At 69.9% G+C, this 16,627-nt stretch carries 14 protein-coding genes; all 14 read right to left on the reverse strand.

Going from position 1 to position 16,627, the window contains the following annotated elements; translation table 11 throughout:
- Nucleotides 1-50 precede the first annotated feature (50 nt).
- Nucleotides 51-1,691: an amidohydrolase gene (locus tag AC4D2E_RS06455; RefSeq protein WP_490952013.1), complete on the reverse strand. Its 1,641-nt coding sequence runs from the start codon at nucleotides 1,689-1,691 to the stop codon at nucleotides 51-53.
- A gap of 48 nt (nucleotides 1,692-1,739) precedes the next feature.
- A complete protein-coding gene (locus AC4D2E_RS06460; RefSeq protein ID WP_490909351.1) occupies nucleotides 1,740-4,562 on the reverse strand; it encodes a DEAD/DEAH box helicase in 2,823 nt (940 codons plus the stop codon).
- A 101-nt stretch (nucleotides 4,563-4,663) separates the two neighbouring features.
- Entirely contained in the window at nucleotides 4,664-5,449 is a 786-nt protein-coding gene (tatC, locus tag AC4D2E_RS06465) for a twin-arginine translocase subunit TatC (protein ID WP_104165002.1), read from the reverse strand.
- A gap of 69 nt (nucleotides 5,450-5,518) precedes the next feature.
- Nucleotides 5,519-5,911 (reverse strand): Sec-independent protein translocase subunit TatA, encoded by a 393-nt coding sequence (tatA, locus tag AC4D2E_RS06470; protein WP_490952014.1) that lies wholly within the window; start codon nucleotides 5,909-5,911, stop codon nucleotides 5,519-5,521.
- 37 nt (nucleotides 5,912-5,948) lie between these two features.
- Nucleotides 5,949-6,335 carry a hypothetical protein gene (locus AC4D2E_RS06475; protein ID WP_490952015.1) on the reverse strand — a complete coding sequence of 129 codons (387 nt, stop codon included), beginning with the start codon at nucleotides 6,333-6,335 and terminating at the stop codon, nucleotides 5,949-5,951.
- A gap of 9 nt (nucleotides 6,336-6,344) precedes the next feature.
- A complete protein-coding gene (locus AC4D2E_RS06480; protein WP_490952016.1) occupies nucleotides 6,345-8,333 on the reverse strand; it encodes a helix-turn-helix transcriptional regulator in 1,989 nt (662 codons plus the stop codon).
- 120 nt (nucleotides 8,334-8,453) lie between these two features.
- Nucleotides 8,454-8,849, reverse strand: coding sequence for an FKBP-type peptidyl-prolyl cis-trans isomerase (locus AC4D2E_RS06485; RefSeq protein WP_104164996.1), 396 nt, complete (start codon nucleotides 8,847-8,849; stop codon nucleotides 8,454-8,456).
- A gap of 31 nt (nucleotides 8,850-8,880) precedes the next feature.
- Nucleotides 8,881-9,855 carry an FKBP-type peptidyl-prolyl cis-trans isomerase gene (locus tag AC4D2E_RS06490; protein ID WP_104164995.1) on the reverse strand — a complete coding sequence of 325 codons (975 nt, stop codon included), beginning with the start codon at nucleotides 9,853-9,855 and terminating at the stop codon, nucleotides 8,881-8,883.
- 172 nt (nucleotides 9,856-10,027) lie between these two features.
- Nucleotides 10,028-11,389 carry a Pup--protein ligase gene (gene pafA, locus AC4D2E_RS06495; protein WP_490952017.1) on the reverse strand — a complete coding sequence of 454 codons (1,362 nt, stop codon included), beginning with the start codon at nucleotides 11,387-11,389 and terminating at the stop codon, nucleotides 10,028-10,030.
- Complete coding sequence (gene prcA, locus AC4D2E_RS06500) at nucleotides 11,389-12,123, reverse strand: proteasome subunit alpha (RefSeq protein WP_104164991.1); 735 nt, start codon at nucleotides 12,121-12,123, stop codon at nucleotides 11,389-11,391. The genes pafA and prcA overlap by 1 nt, the downstream gene beginning before the upstream one ends.
- Nucleotides 12,124-12,126: 3 nt before the next feature.
- Nucleotides 12,127-12,954, reverse strand: coding sequence for a proteasome subunit beta (gene prcB / locus AC4D2E_RS06505; RefSeq protein ID WP_490952018.1), 828 nt, complete (start codon nucleotides 12,952-12,954; stop codon nucleotides 12,127-12,129).
- A gap of 3 nt (nucleotides 12,955-12,957) precedes the next feature.
- Entirely contained in the window at nucleotides 12,958-13,167 is a 210-nt protein-coding gene (locus tag AC4D2E_RS06510; RefSeq protein ID WP_104166648.1) for a ubiquitin-like protein Pup, read from the reverse strand.
- A 46-nt stretch (nucleotides 13,168-13,213) separates the two neighbouring features.
- Complete coding sequence (dop, locus tag AC4D2E_RS06515; RefSeq protein WP_490952333.1) at nucleotides 13,214-14,779, reverse strand: depupylase/deamidase Dop; 1,566 nt, start codon at nucleotides 14,777-14,779, stop codon at nucleotides 13,214-13,216.
- A gap of 77 nt (nucleotides 14,780-14,856) precedes the next feature.
- On the reverse strand, nucleotides 14,857-16,614 hold the full coding sequence (arc, locus tag AC4D2E_RS06520) for a proteasome ATPase (RefSeq protein ID WP_490952019.1): 1,758 nt from the start codon (nucleotides 16,612-16,614) through the stop codon (nucleotides 14,857-14,859).
- Nucleotides 16,615-16,627 lie beyond the last annotated feature (13 nt).

Genomic DNA, 16,627 nt, shown 5'->3' on the forward strand with positions numbered 1-16,627 from the left:
TCAGGGGGCTGTTCGGTTCCTCCACCGGATGTGAGGTGGCGGGCGCGGCGTCAGGCGTCCGCGAAGCCCCTGGCGATGTACAGGCGGAGCCCGTCGTGGACGGTTTCCAGGCACTCCGGTGCGTTCTCGGTATCGAGCGCCGGCAGCAGCGGCGTGCCCGCCCGGGGGTCGGTGCTCCAGGACTGTACCCGGTTGTCCGGGGTCTGCACCATCAACTCGTCGACCTTCCAGACCGCGAAGGAAGCGGGGGTCCCCGGCGCGAGCTGTCCCATCAGGGGGCTGCGTCCGGCGAGCCGCCAGCTCGCGCGCGTGTGGGCGATGAACGCGGCACGCGCCGAGATGGTCTCCGAGGCGTTGCTGTGGCGGAGGCAGGCCCGCACCGAGGCCCAGGGGTCGAGCGGCGTGACCGGGCTGTCGGAACCCAGTGCCACGAGCACGCCCGCGGACAGGAGCGAGGCGAAACGGTTCATGCCCGTGCGCCGCTCCCCCAACCGCTGGGCGTACAGGCCGTCCTCGGCGCCCCAGAGAGCGTCGAAGGCCGGCTGACCGCTGACGGCCACGCCGTAGTGCACGAGGGAGGCGATCGCGGCGTCGTCGGCGAGTTCCACGTGTTCCAGGCGGTGGCGGGCGCGGCGGACCTCGTCCACACCCAGTTCCCGTGCTGTCCGCTCGAGACCCTGCAGGACGACGTCGAGCCCGGCGTCCCCGATGACGTGGAAGCCGGCCTGGACCGTCTCGGCCGTCGCGGCGAGCAGGTGACCGGCGACGTCGTCCGCGCCGAGGTAGAGGGTGCCCCGGCTCCCGGGCGCGTCGCCGTAGGGGTCGCGGAGGGCCGCGGTGCGGGAACCGATCGACCCGTCGACATTGAGGTCCCCGGCGAGACCCGCGAGGCGTCCGCCGAAGCCCAGCATGAGCTCGCGCACCTCCTGCCGCGAGGACGTCAGCTGCGCCCAGTAGGGGATGACCTCGGGCAACGGCAGCTCGCGTGCCGGGCCGTCGATGGAGAGCAGTGTCTCCAGGTCCTCGAGGGGCGCGATGTGCGGGGCGGCCATCTCCGTGAGTGCGACGTAGCCGCGGGAGGCGGCATGGAGCAGGGCCGCCTGCTGGTACGTGCGCCGCTGCTCCGCCGACAGGCTCCGGGTGGCCCGGCGGGCGGCTTCGTGGGCGTCCCGGACCACGAAGCCGTCGTCCCAGCCGTCCGTGCCCGCGAGGCCGAGGCCCGCCGCCAGCGCGCCCGAGACGGCGGCCGAGTGGATGTCGGCGCGCACGAGGTAGACGAGGGCGCCGTCGCCGGCGCGATCGAGCTCCGCGGCGGTCGGCACCCGGTTCTCCGGCCACCGGGACTCGTCCCAGCCGAACCCGAGGATCGTGGAGGCGCCGGAGGACGCCGCAGCCGACACGGCATCGAGCAGTTCCTGCAGTGAACGGCACCCCGTGAGGTCGATCGATCCGAGGGCGATGCCCGTTTCGGTGGTGTGCGTGTGTGCGTCCACGAACCCGGGGGCGATGAGGGCGCCGTCGAGGTCCACGGTCCGGACGCCCGGGCCGGTGAGGTTGGCGGCGGCGTGCTCGGTTCCGACCCACGCCACCGTCCCGCCGTCCACGAGCATGGCGGTGGCGAAGGGGTCGGCGGGGCTGTAGACGGACCCGTTGCGGTACAGGACGGGCGTGGGGCGCTCAGGAGTTGGCATGGGGGTGCTGGGTGGCTTTCTGTGGAGGGCGTGTCCGACGGCGGGGACTCACTCGCTGATGTTCGAGTATGCCACCACGCCCCGACGGACCAGGGCGATCGCGCGCTTGCAGGTCTGCTGCAGGTTCCCAGGGAGGTCGGGCACCTTCGCGAGCTGGTCGAGGAGGTCGATGACCTGCTTGGACCAGCGCACGAAGTCACCGGCCGCCAGTTCGGTCCCGCTCAGGGCGGCCTGGAGGGACCGGCCCTGCGCCCACTTGAACATCGGCCACACGAGCGAGAGCTCCGGTTCTCCGGTGACGGGGAGCCGGTGCTGCTCCTCGACGTCGTTGAGCTGCGACCACCGGCGGATGATCGTCTCGACGGACCCTTCCAGCGCCACGCTCGGCATGACCGGGCGCAGGCCCCGTTCCTCGCGCTTGGCCTGGTACACGAGCACGGTGATGACCGCGGCGAGCTCGGCGGCGTCGAGGTCGCTGAACGCGCCCTCCTCGATGCACAGGGCGATCAGGAGGTCCTTCTCCCCGTAGATCCGCCGGAGCTTCTGGCCGGAGGCGCTGACGACGACGCCGTCGTCGGTGTATTCGAGGTAGCCGTAGTGCCCGAGGACCTCGGAGACGCGGTCGAAGGTCTTGGCGATCGTGTTCGTGCGGCCCCGGATCTGGCCGGCGAGCCTGTCCGTCTCGCGGCGCAGCTTCCCCCAGCGCTCGGCCCAGCGCGCGTGCTGTTCGCGTTCGCTGCAGCCGTGGCAGGGATGGGCGCGGAGTCGGCGACGGAGGTCCGTGATCGCGCGTTCCTCCGCGGCTGCCGACGCCGAGTACCCGGCGGACACCCGGTCGGCACCCTGGCGGGGCGGCCGGTTCTCCTGCAGCGCATTCCGGAGGGACGAGGTGAGGTCGCGCCGGTCCTTCGGGCTGCGCGCGCTGAAGTGCTTGGGGATGCGGATACGCGAGAGCACCTCGACGGGCCCGTCGAGGTCCTGCACGCCGACGCGGCGGATCTGCGTCTCGAGCGTGAGGACCGTGGGGCGGGGTTCCCTCGACGTGTCGCCGTCCAGCACCACGGCGAACCCCTGGCTGCGCCCGCCGGGCACGTCGATCACGTCCCCGGGCCGCAGGGATTCGAGGGAGGACTCGGCCGCGGAGCGCAGCGTCCGGGACCTGTCCCGGGACGCCCTCGATTCGAGCTCGGACAGTTCGCGCCGCAGGTTCGCGTACTCGCGGAAGTCCCCGAGGTGGCACGTCATGGACTTCTCGTAGCCCTTGAGGGAATCCTCGCGGCTGCGCACCTGCTTCGCGAGCCCCACCACGGAGCGGTCCGCCTGGAACTGCGCGAAGGAGGTCTCGAGGATCTCCCGGGACCGTTCCTGACCGAACTGGGCCATGAGGTTGATGCTCATGTTGTAGGTGGGGCGGAAGCTCGAGTTCAGCGGATAGGTGCGCCGTGAGGCGAGGCCCGCCACGGCTCCCGGGTCCGTACCGGGCTGCCACAGGACGACGGCATGGCCCTCGACGTCGATGCCACGCCGCCCGGCCCGGCCCGTGAGCTGGGTGTACTCCCCCGCCGTCACGTTCACGTGGGCTTCACCGTTGAACTTGTCGAGCTTCTCCAGCACCACGGTGCGGGCGGGCATGTTCACGCCGAGGGCGAGGGTCTCGGTGGCGAACACGGCCTTGACGAGACCCGCGGCGAACAGCTTCTCGACGATTTCCTTGAAGGTCGGCAGCATCCCGGCGTGGTGGGCGGTGAAGCCGCGGATGAGGCCTTCGCGCCACGTCCAGAACCCGAGGATCTCGAGGTCGTCCCGGGGGATGTCCATCGTGGCGGCGTCGACGGTCTCGCTGATCTCGTCGCGCTCGTCCTCCGTGGTGAGCCACAGGCCGGCGTGCAGGCACTGGGTGACGGCGGCCTCGCACCCGGCCCTGGAGAAGATGAAGGTGATGGCCGGGAGCAGGTCCGAGCGGTCCAGGGCCGCGATCACCTGGGGCCTCGTGGCCCGGCGGACCATCGTCGTCGGGGGCGGCCCGCCCCGGCCGTTGCGCTGCCTGCCGCGCCGGCCGCCGGCACCCCACCCCGCGCGCTGGTTCATCCGGATCTCGCTGCTGGCCAGTTCGAGCAGCTCGGGGTTCACGTCGTACTGGTCGCGGGCGCCGGCTTCCGCCCCGGCGGGCGCCGCCTCGTCGAAGGCGACGTCGCCGGCGAACAGGTCCACCAGGTCGTGGCCCACCATGACGTGCTGCCAGAGGGGAACGGGCCGGTGCTCGGACACGACGACGTCGGTGTCCCCCCGCACGGTGTCGAGCCATGCGCCGAATTCCTCCGCGTTGGACACGGTGGCACTGAGGGACACCAGCTTCACCTCGGTGGGCAGGTGGATGATCACTTCCTCCCACACGGCGCCGCGGAAGCGATCGGCCAGGTAGTGCACCTCGTCCATCACCACGTACCCGAGGTTGTCCAGGGCGTCCGAATTGGCGTAGAGCATGTTGCGCAACACCTCGGTGGTCATCACGATCACGTCGGCATCACCGTTGATGCTCGTGTCCCCCGTGAGCAGTCCTACGCGGTCGCTGCCGTGTACGGCGGCCAGCTCCGAGTACTTCTGGTTGCTGAGCGCCTTGATGGGCGTGGTGTAGAAGGCCTTGAGGCCGTGCTGCAGCGCCATGAAGACCGCGAATTCGCCGACCACCGTCTTGCCGGCCCCGGTGGGTGCCGCGACGAGCACTCCCCTGTCGGCCTCGAGTGCGGTGCACGCTTCCCGCTGGAACGGATCGAGCTCGAAGTCGAGGGTCTGTTCGAAATGGAACAGCTGCGTCCGGGAGTGGTTCGTGCGGGCCCTTGCAGCTGCGTATCTCTCCGCGGGGGTGTTCATCATTCCAGCCTAGACGCTCCGCAGGTACCGGGCACGCGGTGCCCGGCGGCGGGCCCGGCCGGGGACCTCGCTTGCCGGAGGGCGTTCCCGCGTGCCTCGGCCTAGAGGGCGTCGAGGGGGGTGGCGGTGTCGGCGGTGGCGTCGACGGCGGCCTCGCGGGCCGCGGTGCGGCGGGCCCGCCGCTTGTCGTTGAGCAGGCACAGTCCGATCGCGAGGAAGAACAGCAGCAGCAGGGGCACCGCGAGGTAGAACATGCTCAGCGCGTCTCCGCCGGGCGCCGCCATCGCGGCGAACAGGCAGACCAGGAACACGGTGATGCGCCAGGCCTTCAGGACCTGCCGGCCGGAGATCAGGCCCACCATGTTCAGGCCCACCAACACCACGGGGAGCAGGAACGCGATCCCGAAGGCCAGCATCAGCCGCAGCACGAACGCGAAGTACACCGAGACGCTGATGTAGTTGGAGAAGTCCTCCGGCGTGAACTCGGTCAGCACCCGCACGGCGTTGGGAAGGATCAGCCACGCCAGGGCGATGCCGGCGAGGAACAGGGGGAAGGCGACGGCGATGAAGGCCAGCGCGATCCGGCGTTCCTTGGTCTTCAGCCCCGGCGTGATGAACGCCCACAGCTGGTACAGCCAGACCGGGCTGGAGAGCACCAGGCCCAGGAACACCGAGACCTGGATGAGGAGGTCGAACGGGGAGGCCGCGCTGTCGAAGTTCAGCGACGCCGTGCGGCCCTCCTGCTCGTTGATCGCGATGATCGGGGCGGCCAGGGCGCGCAGGACCGGCTCGTAGACGAAGAAGCCCAGCACGGTCGCGACGATCACCGCGACCGCGGACTTGAACAGCCGGTTACGGGCCTCGCGGAGGTGCTCCTTCAGGGCCATCCGCCCCTCGGGGTTGGCCTTCCTGCCGCGCTTGCGCGCCGATGCGGGTGACACGAAAGGAGATCCTGCCTACTGGCTGGTGTGCGAGCTACCGCTCTGCTGCGACGGACCCGCGGAACCCTGGGCGTCGGTGCCGGAGACCCGGGCATCGGTGGCCGGGGACGTGGTGTGGGGCTGCTGCGCAGCACCCTGCGGCGGGACGGGCTGCGGAGCAGGCGCCTGGTAGGTGGGCGTGTAGGTCTGCGCGGTGGTGTGCGGCGCGGGAGTGTTCACCACCCGGCCCTCCACGGGATCCGTGCCGGTCTCACCCGTGTTGTTCTCGTCCTTCATCTGCTTCACCTCGGACTTGAAGATCCGCAGGGACTGTCCCACGCTCCGTGCCAGTCCGGGCAGCTTCGGCGCGCCGAACAGGACGATCGCAAGAACGATGATGATGACGATGTGCCAGCCTTCGAGCCTCATGCCCATTTCCTCTCGTTGGTTCACCCTCGAGTTTAGTTCACAGGTGGGGCATGTCCTGCAGGAGCTGTGGTTGTTCGCGCTCGGCCCGCTTCGCGACGCGGCGCGCGCGGCGGTCGTCGATGCGGCGGGTCCTCGCCAGGTCCCGGGCCGCGCGGACCGTCGCCGGAGCCGTGAAGACGGCCGGGACGGGGATGCCCGGCGCTCCCGGGCGGGCCGCTGCCGCTCCGTCGTCGACGGCGGCGTCGGCGGCGTCGGCGTCGGCGTCGGCGGAGGGCGCGTCCACCTGCGGGCGGTCCATGGCTTCCCCGAATTCACGGAGTGTTCGCATTCCGCGGCGGAAGACGCGGAAGCCGACGACGACGAGGAAGATCACGCTGACGGCCACCAGCGCGACCCACAGCACGATCCACATCCACCAGAGCATGACCCCAGTCTAGGCCAGTGGCTGGTGTGCGCGGGCGGCCTCGAGCCAGCGGAGGGTCTCCTCGCGCAGTTCGGGCGGAGCGATGACCGCCGCCGACCCTCCGAGGCCGGCCACGAGGCCCGGGATCCAGGTGCTGGACGCGATCTTGAGGCGCGCCACCAGTCGGTCCTCGCCGAACTCCTGCACGGCGTCGGCGTTGTACTGCGCCGCGATCCAGCGGGCCCGGGGCTCGAGCAGCAGCGTGACGGTGAGATCGGCGTCGCCGGAGCGGTAGGGCGAGACGCTCCGGCGGTCCCGGGCGAGGAACTCCTCGTCCAGGGCCGCGGTGGCCGGCTGTTCCGTCAGGGTGGCCCGCTGGATGCGGTCCAGCCGGAAGTTCCTCAGCCCGTCGGAGTCCACGCTCCAGGCCTCGAGGTACCACGTGTCCTGGTGCAGGAAGATGCGGACCGGTTCGAGGAGGCGGTGCGTGATCTCGTCGCGTGTCGGCACGAAGTAGTCCACGTCCACGCGCACGTTCGAGTGCAGGGCGGCCTGCAGGACCTCGAGCGTCGGGTCGACGTCGTCCTCCGTGAGCTTGGTGGCCACGGCCGTCCCGATGCGCGCCGCGTCGCCGGTCGCGGCGGTCAGCTTGGTCTGGGCGCTGACGATCGCCTCGTTGTTCCTCATGCCGGGGAGTTCCCGGAGGGCCTGCAGTCCCACGATCAGGGAGCATGCCTCGTCCATGCTGAGCTTCACGGGCTCGGCGAGGTCGCGCGCGTTGGTGAGGTAGATCCTGTCGTCCTCGATGTTCACCTCCATCAGCCCGTCGGGGTAGTGGCGCGGTCCGCTGACGAACAGCAGGTCGAGGTCCTTGGTGAGTTGGCTCTCGGTCACGTCGAACCTGCGCGCGGTGTCCCCGACGTCCGCCCCCGGATGCGCCAGGAGGTACGGGACGAGGTCGAGCAGGCGCAGCAGGTGGTCCTGGGAGGAGGACTTGCGGCGGGGCGCCGGGCGGGCATGTCCGGTGATCTCGAGGTGTTCGGGCGCCCCGAGGGCCGCCTCGTGGGCCCCGTCGAGGAGCCGGAGGACCTCCGCCGCCAGTTCCGGGGGCTCCTCGACCCGGGCATTGGTGCCCAGCCCCGCGATGGTCGCGGCCATGGGACTCGATGCCGCGTACGGCACCCGGAGGACGTCCCACTCCTCCCCCGTCTGCACGATCTCGGTGTCCTTGCGGACGCGCAGCACCTGGCAGGAGCCGGGCCGCGCGGCGATCACGGCGGTGCGGTCGGGTTCGCTGCGCGACAGGGAGGACAGCGTCTGGTTCATGTCGAAGGACGGCGGGACCTCGAACGTCCCCTGCAGGATGACGGGCTCGCCGGTCATGCGTGAGAGGCGGAAGAAGCGCTCGGCCTTGCGGGTGGTGTCGAAGCCGACCACGTACCAGTGGCCGAAGCGCGCGCCCATGCCCCAGGGGTGCACCGTGCGTACCTCCTCACGACCCGTGCTCGCGGCGCGGTAGGGGAACCGGAGGGGGGCGCGGGAGGTGAGGGCCTGCCACACGGTGTCCCAGTAGGGAGCGTCCGTGGTGATGCGGGGCTGGATGAGCGGGGTGAGCTCGATGCCGCCGTCGATGCTGCGGGAGCTGAGCTTCCGGAGGGCGCGGGACGCCGCGGAGTCGAGCGAACCCTGGTCCCAGACGCCACCGGCGAGGTTGAGGACGGCGTACTCCTCGGGCAGGAAGGTCACGCCGCCGAGCCGGTAGTCCTCGGCGCTGATCCGGTACCGCTGCACGGTGTTGTCGTTGTCGAACAGGGCGTCCTCGCTGAAGGCCTCCAGCGGGATGCCCTGCTCGCGCAGGGCGGCCTTGTCGCGGTCGAAGAGCTTCTCGCGGGCCGCGACCGACGTCGCCTCCCGGTACAGGTCGATCTCCTCGAACAATTCCTCCTTCGTGAACCCGCGGCGGCTCGACAGGAGCATGATCACGAGGGTGAGGAGGCGTTCGGTACGTTTTGCGGACACGGTGAAACCCTACCTTCACGGGAGCGGCGGAAGGGACGTACGCCGACCGTGGTCGACGTACGTCCCTTCCGTGTGGTGGTGCGGGGGCGCGGCCGCCGGGTCGCGGCCGCGCGGGTGGTGCTAGCGGACGCCGAGCAGGTCCACGACGAAGATCAGCGCCTCGTTGGGGCCGATCGCCGATCCTGCGCCGCCGGCGCCGTAGGCGAGGTGGGAGGGGATCTCAAGGCGGCGGCGGCCGCCGACCTTCATGCCGAGGAGTCCCTGGTCCCAGCCCTGGATGACCTGCCCGACGCCGACCTTGAAGTCGAGCGGGGCGCCCCGGTTCCAGGAGGCGTCGAATTCCTCGCCCGTGGAGAAGGCCACGCCGACGTAGTGGGTGGACACGGTGTTGCCGGGCTTCGCCTCGTCACCCGTCCCCGTGATGATGTCCTCGATCACGAGGTCGGTGGGGACGTCGTGGGAGGGGAAGTCGATCTCGGGCTTCTGGCGGTCGAATTGGCGGTGGCCGAATGACATGGGTACTCCTTGGGTTCAGTGGTGGGTGGTGCTACTCGGCGGCGGTCTTGCCGGTGATCTCGACGTAGAACACGAGGGTGCCGGAGGGGCGTCCCTCCGGGGCCGGGTCGCCGTAGCCCCAGGCTCCGGGGATGACGAGGAGGACCTGGGAACCGACCTTCTGCCCGGCGAGGCCCTTGGTCCAGCCCTCGATCACTCCGGTGAGCGGGAACTCGGCGGCCTCGCCGCGCTCGTAGCTGGAGTCGAACTGCTCGCCGTCCTCCCAGCGCCATCCGCTGTAGTTGGCGGTGATGGTATCGGCCTCGGTCACTTCCTCGCCCGTACCCTCCTTGAGGACCTTCACCACGAGGTCCTCCGAGGGCTCGTTGTCGGGGATGGTGACCGTGGGCGCGCCCTTGTCATCGAAGGTGAACGTGGGCAGCTGGCCGTCGTCGTCGAGCTTCTTGACGTCTTCCGGTGAGAGGACCTCGGGCTCGGGCGGAGGCTGCTCGGCCGAGATGACCTTCAGGACGATCAGCTGTTCCGGGGTGGCCTGCTGGCCCTCCGCGGGCTCGGGAGCGGGACGGGTGTAGGCCACCTGCGCGCCGACCTTCGAACCCGTCAGGACCTCGTACAGCTCGGCGTCCTGCTCCTTGAGCATGTCATCGACGGGGAGAACCTGGGGGTCGCCCTGGCTGTAGGTGTCACCGAGGACCTCGCCGTCCTCGGCATTGAGCGACACGAGCTGGTAGCGCACCTGCTCGCCGGCCTCGATCGCGTCCCCATCTCCCTCTACGACGGTCTTCACGGCCACACCGGTGATGTCGAGTGGTTCGTCGAACTCGACGGTCGGTGCCTCTTCGTCGGTTCCGCCGGTCACGGCGACCGACTCGAGGATCTCGGCGGCGCCGGCCGACGTCCCCGACGCGTCCCCTGACGAGTCCCCCGTCAGGTCGTCCGTCGTGGGCCCGCCACAGGCTGACAGGAACAGCGTGAGTGCAAGGGAGGTTGTGAGTACTTTTCGCACGAAGCTACTTTCGGGTTGGTGTCCGGTCCGCCCGTGGAACAAAGGGCCCTGACAAGCCTAACGGCAACGGGGGCCGGGTTGCTCCTGTGAATGTCCCGTCAGCACCCTGACAGGACCCTGCGGACGGGATGACGGGCACGGCCGCGGAGGCCGGCGGGCAGCGCCCTCGCCGTCACAGCTGCTGCAGGAGTGCCTCGACGCGCTCGTCGACGGAGGCGAAGGGGTCCTTGCAGAGGATGGTCTGCTGCGCCCTGTCGTTGAGTTTGAGGTGCACCCAGTCGACCGTGTAGTCGCGGTTCGCCTCCTTGGCGCGCCGGACGAATTCTCCGCGGAGGCGCGCCCGGGTGGTCTGCGGAGGGACGTCCACCGCCTCCTTCACCGCCGTCTCCTCGACGACGCGGGCGGCCTCCCCCCTGGCCTGGAGGAGGAAGAACAGGCCGCGCGTGCGGGAGATGTCGTGGTAGGTGAGGTCGAGCTGGGCGGCCTTCGCCGAATCGAGGTCGTCGCCGGAGCGCGCCAGGTAGCGGTCGATCAGCTTCTTCTTGATCGCCCAGTCGACCTCCCGGTCGATGCGCGCGGTGTTCCCCGTCTCCACCGCGTCCAGGACGCGTTCCCACAGGTCCAGGATGGCGGGCACGTGCTGGTTGTGCGCGCCGTCCTGCTCCACGAACGCCGTCGCTTTCGCCAGGTACTCGCGCTGCATCTCGAGCGCGGTCATATGGCGGCCGTTGGCGAGTTTGAGGAGCTGCCGGCCCGTGAGGTCGTGGGAGATCTCGCGGATGCTGCGGATCGGGTTCTCCAGCCGGTAGTCGCGCATCAGCTCCCCCGCCTCGACCATCCGCAGCAGCAGGTCCACGGAGCCCACCTTGAGCAGCGTGGTGGTCTCGGACATGTTGGAGTCGCCGGCGATGACGTGCAGCCGACGGTAGTGCTCGGCGTCGGCGTGCGGCTCGTCCCGGGTGTTGATGATGGGCCGCGAGCGGGTCGTGGCGGAGGAGATCCCCTCCCACAGGTGGTCCGCGCGCTGGGAGAAGGCGTAGATGGACCCGGTCTGGGTCTTCAGGACCTTGCCGGCCCCGACGAGCAGCTGGCGTGTCACGAGGAACGGGATGAGGATGTCGGCGAGCCGGGCGAACTCGAGCTTGCGCGGGATGAGGTAGTTCTCGTGGCTGCCGTAGGAGTTGCCGGCGGAGTCGGTGTTGTTCTTGAAGAGGTAGATCCGCCCGTCGTAGCCCTCATGGGACAGCTTCCGCTGCGCCTCGGAGACGAGATCCTCCAGGATCAGCTCGCCGGCGCGGTCGTGGGCGACGAGCTGCGCGAGGTCGTCGCACTCCGCCGTCGCGTATTCGGGGTGGGACCCGACGTCCAGGTACAGCCGGGACCCATTGGTCAGGAAGACGTTCGAGGACCTGCCCCAGCTGACGACCTTCCGGAAGAGGTAGCGGGCCACCTCCTCGGGGGACAGCGGGCGGGAGTTGGGCCCCGAGTAGGAGATGCCGAACTCGGTCTCGATCCCGAAGATGCGCCGGTCCATCAGCTGTCCTGTCCGCCCTGGAGCATGGTCTCGAGTTCGGGTCCGCCGATCCGGCGGAACGCGCGGTGGCTGCCCCGCAGGGTGTCCGGGTCGCGTTCGAGGAAGGCGACCTCGAGGACGGAGGGATCGAGGGCGGGAGTGCCTGGTCGGTCGCTGTCGGCCCCCGCGGGAGTCGCGAGGGCGCGGGCGGCGGCCCGCACGCCGTCGGTCAGGCCCACGTCCGCGGACCAGGTGCCGCGGAGGGCGCCGACGACGGCGTCGGCCGCGCCGCCCATGACCACGAACCCGGCCTCGTCGGCGATCGAGCCGTCGAAGGTGAGGCGGTAGAGATGGTCGGCGTCCTGGACGCGCCCCACCTCGGCGACCACGAGCTCCACCTCGAAGGGCTTGCTCTCGGCGGTGAACACGGCACCGAGGCTCTGCGCGTACACGCTGGCGAGCCCGCGCGCCGTGACGTCCTCGCGCGCGTAGGAGTACCCGCGGACGTCGGCGTAGCGGACCCCGGCCTGGCGGAGACTCTCGAACTCGTTGTACTTGCCGACCGCCGCGAAGGCGATGCGGTCGTAGATCTCGCCGAGCTTGTGCAGGGAGGGCGACGGGTTCTGGGCGACGAGGGCGATGCCGTCCCGGCAGCTCATCACCACCACCGACCGGCCCCGCCCGATGCCCTTGCGCGCGAAGTCGGCGCGGTCCTTCATCAGCTGTTCGGGCGAGACGTAGAACTGCTGGGTCATGGCCTATGCCTCCCGGCCCGCGGAGGAACGGGCGTCGATGATGTTGTGCGCGACGGCTTCGAGGTCACGCTCCGGGACGCGACGCGTGCCGGCCGCGTCCACGACGTACATCACGGGCCACAGGCCGCGCACGATGTCGGGTCCGCCGGTCGCGGAGTCGTCGTCCGCGGCGTCGTAGAGGGCTTCGACCGCGACGTGGACGGCGGACGCCTCGTCGAGTCGTGGGTTCCACAGTTTCTTCAGGGCCCCACGGGCGAAGACCGAGCCGGATCCGATGGAATGGTGTTCGTGCTCCTCGTAGCGGCCTCCCGTGACGTCGAACGAGAAGAGGCGCCCGAGGTGCCGGTCCGTGTCGAAGCCGGCGAAGAGCGGCACGACGGCGAGGCCCTGCATGGCCATCGGGAGGTTCTGCCGGACCATCGCGGCGAGGCGGTTGGCCTTGCCGTCCAGGCTCATCATGGTCGCCTCGATCTTCTCGTAGTGCTCCAGCTCCACCTGGAAGAGCCGCGCCAGGTCGACGCCGATGCCGGCGCTGCCGGCGATCCCGAGCACCGAGGAGCGATCCGCGGGGAACACCTTCTCGATGTGGCGGCTGGCGATCACATTGCCCATCGTGGCCCGACGATCGCCGGCCATGAGCACGCCGCCCGGGAAGGTGAGCGACACGATCGTCGTCGCGTGCGGGGCGAGATGGGAGGCGTCGGAGGTCGCCGTGACCGGTCCGAGGGTCCGGTTCGACGGCAGCATGCCCGGATGGTGCGCGCCCAGGTAGTCGGCGAAGGACGTCGAGGCGGCCCGCGGGACCGCTGCCGCGGCATCATCCGGAAGCATCCGCTACTGGCCGCCCTTCTGCACGAAGCCGCGGACGAACTCCTCCGCATTGGACTCGAGGACGCCGTCGATCTCGTCGAGGAGGTCGTCCACGCCCTGGGTCTGGCCGGAATCCTGCGCCGCCGCGGGAGCCGCGGGGGCGGCGTCGGGGAGGTCCTCCTCCTCCGCTGCGGAGGAGGCGCCGCTGGTGTTTCTGCGGTCCTGTGTCGCCACGGTATCCACCCTTTCCGTCGTCGTCATCAATTCGGTGGTCAGGCTCCTATGGTGCCACGCGCCGATCCGGGCCGCTCAACAATCGGGCGAGGAAATCCTCGGCATCCGTGGCTGCATCGAACAACGCCCCGGTGAGCGCCTCCGTGCCGCGCAGCGGTTCGCGGGTCTGGACACGCTGCAGCCGCCGCTCCCCCGGGAGCTCGAAGATCAGCGAGTCCCAGCTCGCGCCCACCACTTCTGCGGGGTATTCGGCGATGCACCGGCCGCGGAAGTAGGCGCGCGTGTCCCGGGGCGGTTCGACGGCCGCCCGCGCGACGTCGGCGGGATCGACGAGGAGCTCGATGTCGCCCCGGCGGGCCAGCCGCTGGTAGATGCCCTTCTCGGGCCGCAGGTCGGCGTACTGCAGGTCGATGAGCGCGAGCCGGGGATCCGTCCATGCCAGGCCGTCCCGTGCCCGGTACGCCTCCAGGACCTTCAGCTTCGCGATCCAGTCGACCTCGCGGGCCGCCTCCATCGGATCGCGCCGCAGCGTCGCCAGAAGCGCCTGCCAGCGGTCGACGACGTCGCGGGTCTGCCGGTCCGCGTCCGCCGGCAGCGCGGCCAGGACCGCGTCGCAGTAGAGTTCCTGCAGCTGGAGCCCGGTCAGGCTCCGCCCGTCCTTCAGCCTGACCTCCACCGTCAGCGAGGGGTCGTGGCTGATGGCACGCAGCGCCTCGACCGGGTCCTCGAGTTCGGGCACCGGCGCGAGGCCCTGCTCGATGAGGGACAGGACGAGGGCGGTGGTCCCCACCTTCAGGTAGTTCGACACCTCGCTCAGGTTGGCATCGCCGATGATGACGTGCAGCCGCCGGTACTTCTCCGCGACCGCGTGGGGCTCGTCCCGCGTGTTGATGATCGGGCGCCGCACGGTCGTCTCGAGGCCGATCTCGTTCTCGAAGAAGTCGGCCCGCTGGCTGATCTGGAAGCCGGGCTCCTGGTTCACGGGGCCGAGGCCCACGCGACCGGCGCCGCAGATGACCTGGCGCGAGACGAAGAAGGGGATGAGCGCTTCGGCGAGCTTCGAGAAGGGCACGCTCCGGGGGACGAGGTAGTTCTCGTGGGAGCCGTAGGAGACGCTCTTGTTGTCGGTGTTGTTCTTGTAGAGGATCACGGGCGAGAAGCCGGGAGTGGTCCTGATGCGGTCCATCGCGGCGACGGCCACATGGTCCCCGGCGCGGTCCCAGAGGACGGCGTCGAGGGGATTGGTGACCTCGGGCGAGGAGTACTCCGGGTGGGCGTGGTCCACGTAGAGCCGGGCGCCGTTGTTGAGCACGAGGTTCATGAGCACGGCGACCTCGGCGGGCTCCCCGCGCTCGAGGGCGATCTGTTCGGCGCTGAGCTCCACGGGTTCGTCCGTCAGCTGGCTCGGGTGGGCACTGCCGCGGTCCATCCGGAAACCGCGGGCATCGGTCAGCGGCGTCTCGTCCGTGTAGTCCCAGCGCGTGCCCACGAGGTTGCCCAGCCCCTCGCGCAGCGTGGCGGCGTAGGCGTTGACCACCTGCGAGGACAGCAGCGTGGGGTTCGCCGACGGCAGGGCCGGCGCGATGATGCCGTACTCGGTCTCGGTCCCCATGACACGGTGGACGGAGACACCGTCACCGACGGCGGGCAGCTCCCCCGGCCGTCCGGCTCCCCGTCCACCCGTGACGATCACAGATACTGGCCCGTGTTCGCCGTCGTCTCGATCGACTTGCCCGGCTCCTGGCCGGCCTTGCCCTGCACGATGGTGCGGATGTACGTGATGCGCTCACCCTTCTTGCCGGAGATGCGCGCCCAGTCGTCCGGGTTCGTGGTGTTGGGCATGTCCTCGTGCTCGCGGAACTCGTCCACCACGGCCCGCATCAGGTGCTCGATGCGCAGGCCCTTGCTGCCGTCGAGGAGGAGGTCCTTGATGGCGTACTTCTTGGCACGGTCCACGACGTTCTGGATGACCGCTCCGGAGTTGAAGTCCTTGAAGTAGAGCATCTCGGTGTCCCCGTTGGCGTAGGTCACTTCGAGGTACTCGTTGGACTTGTCCGTCGAGTACATCTGTTCGACCGTGCGCCGGATCATCTCGGCGATGGTGGTCTGGGGGTCGTCGCCGTTCTCGGCGAGGTCGTCCGCGTGCAGCGGCAGGTCCGCCGTGATGTACTTCGCGAAGATCTCGGCGGCGCCCTCGGCGTCGGGCCTCTGGATCTTGATCTTCACGTCCAGGCGCCCCGGCCGCAGGATGGCCGGGTCGATCATGTCCTCGCGGTTGGAGGCACCGATGACGATCACGTTCTCGAGCTTCTCGACGCCGTCGATCTCGCTGAGCAGCTGCGGCACGATCGTCGTCTCGACGTCGGAGGACACACCGGTACCGCGGGTACGGAACAGGGAGTCCATCTCGTCGAAGAACACGACGACGGGGCTGCCGTCCGAGGCCTTCTCCCGTGCGCGGGCGAAGATGAGGCGGATGTGGCGCTCGGTCTCGCCGACGTACTTGTCCAGCAGCTCGGGGCCCTTGATGTTGAGGAAGTAGCTGCGGATCTGCTCGACGCCGGCGCGTTCGGCCGCGCGGGCGGCCAGCGAGTTGGCGACGGCCTTCGCGATCAGGGTCTTGCCGCAGCCCGGCGGTCCGTACAGGAGGATGCCCTTGGGCGGCTTGAGTCCGTGTTCCCGGTAGAGGTCGGGGTGCAGGAACGGGAGTTCGACCGCGTCGCGGATCTGCTCGATCTGGGGGCCGAGGCCGCCGATATCGCCGTACGCGATGTCCGGGACCTCTTCGAGCACGAGGTTCTCCACTTCGCTGCGCGGCACCTTCTCCAGGCCGTAGCCGGACTTCGTGTCGACGGCGAGGGCGTCGCCCACGCGGATCTTCTCGGCCTGCAGGGGGCCGCTGAGCTTGATGACGCGTTCGTCGTCCGTGCGCCCCACGACGAGCGCGCGGTCCGCGCCCAGGAGCTCCTTGACGGTGACGATCTCCCCGGCGCGTTCGAAGCCGAGCGCCGCGACGATGGTCAGGGACTCGTTCAGCAGCACTTCCTGACCGGGAGCGAGCTGGCGGACGTTGATGAGCGGGCTGACGGTGACCCGGAGCTTCCGCCCCGACTGCAGGATGTCCGCAGTGTCCTGCACCGTCGCCTCGGTGGTGGTGCCGGGCTCGGAAGGGCGTTTCGGGTTCACCTGCATCACGGTGGCGAAGCTGAACGGGGCCGCGCCCTCCTTCTCGAGGGCCGCCTTCAGCCGGACGATCTCGGTGCGCGCGGCCTCGAGCGCCGCGACGAGCTTCCCGTTGTTCTGGGTGGCCGACCCCAGCTGGCGGTCGATCTGGCGCAGCTTGTCCCGCAGGACGTTCAGCTGGCGTTGCGCGGAGGAGTGGTCGACGAGAGGGGAGGCCGGCTCGCGCGATCCGGCGGCTGGAGCGTGGTCATCGGATTCCGGCATTTCGGTTCGCCAC

The sequence above is a fragment of the Arthrobacter sp. TJ-265 genome, assembly GCF_058269135.1.

What these genes read in the sequence shown, in the direction of transcription:
- AC4D2E_RS06455 (WP_490952013.1), bottom strand. Translation starts at nt 1,691, where the DNA reads ATGCCAACTCCTGAGCGCCCCACGCCCGTCCTGTACCGCAACGGGTCC.
- AC4D2E_RS06460 (WP_490909351.1), bottom strand. Translation starts at nt 4,562, where the DNA reads ATGAACACCCCCGCGGAGAGATACGCAGCTGCAAGGGCCCGCACGAAC.
- tatC (WP_104165002.1), bottom strand. Translation starts at nt 5,449, where the DNA reads ATGGCCCTGAAGGAGCACCTCCGCGAGGCCCGTAACCGGCTGTTCAAG.
- tatA (WP_490952014.1), bottom strand. Translation starts at nt 5,911, where the DNA reads ATGAGGCTCGAAGGCTGGCACATCGTCATCATCATCGTTCTTGCGATC.
- AC4D2E_RS06475 (WP_490952015.1), bottom strand. Translation starts at nt 6,335, where the DNA reads ATGCTCTGGTGGATGTGGATCGTGCTGTGGGTCGCGCTGGTGGCCGTC.
- AC4D2E_RS06485 (WP_104164996.1), bottom strand. Translation starts at nt 8,849, where the DNA reads ATGTCATTCGGCCACCGCCAATTCGACCGCCAGAAGCCCGAGATCGAC.
- pafA (WP_490952017.1), bottom strand. Translation starts at nt 11,389, where the DNA reads ATGGACCGGCGCATCTTCGGGATCGAGACCGAGTTCGGCATCTCCTAC.
- prcA (WP_104164991.1), bottom strand. Translation starts at nt 12,123, where the DNA reads ATGACCCAGCAGTTCTACGTCTCGCCCGAACAGCTGATGAAGGACCGC.
- prcB (WP_490952018.1), bottom strand. Translation starts at nt 12,954, where the DNA reads ATGCTTCCGGATGATGCCGCGGCAGCGGTCCCGCGGGCCGCCTCGACG.
- dop (WP_490952333.1), bottom strand. Translation starts at nt 14,779, where the DNA reads ATGGGGACCGAGACCGAGTACGGCATCATCGCGCCGGCCCTGCCGTCG.
- arc (WP_490952019.1), bottom strand. Translation starts at nt 16,614, where the DNA reads ATGCCGGAATCCGATGACCACGCTCCAGCCGCCGGATCGCGCGAGCCG.